Annotated in this window: 1 protein-coding gene and 3 tRNA genes; all 4 read left to right on the top strand. The window is 46.6% G+C overall.

Annotated features, from left to right (window positions below; genetic code table 11):
• The first annotated feature begins 187 nt into the window (after nucleotides 1-187).
• The 4 genes from L1D47_RS20470 (at nucleotide 188) to L1D47_RS20485 (ending at nucleotide 2,166) form a co-directional block, all read left to right on the top strand.
• The gene (locus L1D47_RS20470) at nucleotides 188-1,624 is read left to right on the top strand and encodes a glyceraldehyde-3-phosphate dehydrogenase (RefSeq protein ID WP_239886597.1); all 1,437 of its coding nucleotides are present in this window, start codon (nucleotides 188-190) and stop codon (nucleotides 1,622-1,624) included.
• Between the two features lie 232 nt (nucleotides 1,625-1,856).
• A tRNA-Gly gene (locus tag L1D47_RS20475) sits at nucleotides 1,857-1,932 on the top strand.
• A 35-nt stretch (nucleotides 1,933-1,967) separates the two neighbouring features.
• Nucleotides 1,968-2,041 (top strand) — tRNA-Cys (locus L1D47_RS20480).
• A gap of 38 nt (nucleotides 2,042-2,079) precedes the next feature.
• A tRNA-Leu gene (locus L1D47_RS20485) sits at nucleotides 2,080-2,166 on the top strand.
• Nucleotides 2,167-2,481 lie beyond the last annotated feature (315 nt).

Consider the following 2,481-nt stretch of genomic DNA (forward strand, 5'->3'; position numbering starts at 1 on the left):
GATTTTATCTAATAATATTACATGGTTAGAGAAAATATCTTACTAGATCGAAAGCCCACTTTTCATTACAATGGCGCCGACCAATAACAGGATTGACGTCCGATAATAATAGAGTATTGGTCTTTTCTTTTTGTTACTCAATCATATCTACAATAAATGTAGTAAAAGTGAGATAAAGGATCTGTAAATGACCGCTGATAAACACCTACAAAGCTGGCAAGAACGTTTCGAAATGGCGGAGGCGATGCAGCCTCTACTTGGTAAGTTGTATCGTAACCAAGGTGTAGAAGTCATTCTATACGGTAAGCCACTTCTTAATGCTTCCACTATCGAGATCATTAAGTCACACCGTTTAGTGCGTCGTCATGTGGGTGACAAACTCAGATTACGCGAAAGTTTTCCTTTTGTTGAGGCACTTAGCAAGTTAGCGGTGAAGCAATGTAAAGTCGATATCGGTAAGTTAGCGGTTAACTACTGGCGCGAGCATGACGATGCGAGCCAGATCGAAGCTTACATGGCCCAAGAGCTGGCCTCAGCAATCGATCATGAAGACAACCAAGAAGCACGCGACGTAGTGCTCTATGGTTTCGGTCGTATCGGACGTCTATTGGCGCGTCTACTGATTGAAAGAACCGGCGTGAGCAACAAGCTGCGTCTTCGCGCTATCGTTCTGCGCGGTGGTCGTAAGGGCGACTTAGAGAAGCGCGCCAGCCTGCTACGTCGTGACTCGGTACACGGTCCATTCAACGGCTCTGTTGAGGTAGACGAAGAGAACAACGCAATCATCGCCAACGGCACCTATATTCAGGTGATCTACGCTAACTCTCCAGACGAAGTGGATTACACTCGCTATGGCATCAACAATGCGCTGGTGGTTGATAACACAGGTATCTGGAAAGACGAAGATGGCCTGGGACTGCACCTAAGATGTAACGGCGCCTCTAAGGTGCTATTGACTGCACCGGCTAAGGGCGCGATCAAGAACATCGTTTATGGCGTAAACGAAAATGACATCCTGGACGAAGACACTATCGTCTCGGCGGCAAGCTGTACCACTAACGCCATTACCCCTGTACTTAAGGCGGTCAATGACAAGTATGGCATCGTAAACGGTCACGTTGAAACGATTCACTCATACACTAACGACCAGAACCTGATCGACAACTACCACAAGGCCGATCGTCGTGGTCGTAGTGCACCGCTAAACATGGTCATCACCGAGACGGGTGCGGCTAAGGCTGTTGCCAAGGCGCTTCCAGTGCTGGCCGGCAAGCTGACGGGTAACGCCATCCGCGTACCTACGCCAAACGTTTCTATGGCTATCATCAGCCTGAACCTGAATGGCGAAACCAGCAAAGAAGATATGAACGAGTATCTACGTAATGTTGCGCTTTGTTCTGAGCTGCAAAACCAGGTGGATTTCACCGAGTCGACAGAGATTGTGTCTTCAGATCTGGTTGGTTCTCGCTACGCGGGTGTTGTCGATTCGCAAGCCACTATTGCCGATGGTAACCGCGCCATTCTTTATGTTTGGTATGACAACGAGTTCGGTTACAGCTGCCAGGTGGTTGGTGTAATGCAGAAGATGCTAGGTCTTAACTACCAGTCTCTGCCTGCCGCGTAAGCTTTACCTTAGCTGAATCTAAACGCCTCGGTTAATACCGGGGCGTTTTTTTATCCATAACAAGTTGAATATGCTTAACAAAGAGACATAAAGGTGATTAATGCAGCAATCGATGCAACAATCCGATGATAAGCCATAAATAGACGTTGACACTTTTAGGTAAATCGGTAGAATTCCCTTCCGCAGTCAGGGGAAAGCTCGATAGGGCACTTGGCTGGCAAGCGTTTCAGATGCGACATTAGCTCAGTTGGTAGAGCGATACCTTGCCAAGGTATAGGTCATCGGTTCGAACCCGATATGTCGCTCCAAATTTACGGTCAAACCGTAAACCGCTTCAGATAAAGGCGCGATGGCAGAATGGCTATGCTGCGGATTGCAAATCCGTCGATCTCGGTTCGACTCCGGGTCGCGCCTCCACTTTCCGTTTTAACGTAAATCACGATAAAACACACTAGGCCCGAGTGGTGGAATCGGTAGACACAAGGGATTTAAAATCCCTCGCTGGTAACAGCGTGACGGTTCAAGTCCGTCCTCGGGTACCAATCTGAGTTAATAGAACCGGATTGGAAAGAGCCTCACTGAATAAGTGGGGCTTTATTGTATCTGGGGTAAAAAGCTAGCCTAATACCAATCGTAATAAATAATTGATCATTCTAGCTTGTTAAAACGCTCGATAACTGTATTAGTATTTTTAATTGTAGAATAATTACTTATCTAAAAATCCTGCTTTGTTCTCAAGCGTTTTTCCAGCGCTATTTCTGATCACCTGTTTACTGTGATTGGTATAAAAGCTCCTTCTATGACTCCTGCTCCAATCGGTCTGGCTATCATCTTCAAATTTCAGTGCACTCATTTAG

This window comes from Shewanella sp. Isolate7 (assembly GCF_022398425.1).
Lineage (GTDB): Bacteria > Pseudomonadota > Gammaproteobacteria > Enterobacterales > Shewanellaceae > Shewanella.

Bases quoted from the DNA above. Each gene is read 5' to 3' on its own strand.
- L1D47_RS20470 (WP_239886597.1), top strand. From the start codon at position 188: ATGACCGCTGATAAACACCTACAAAGCTGGCAAGAACGTTTCGAAATG.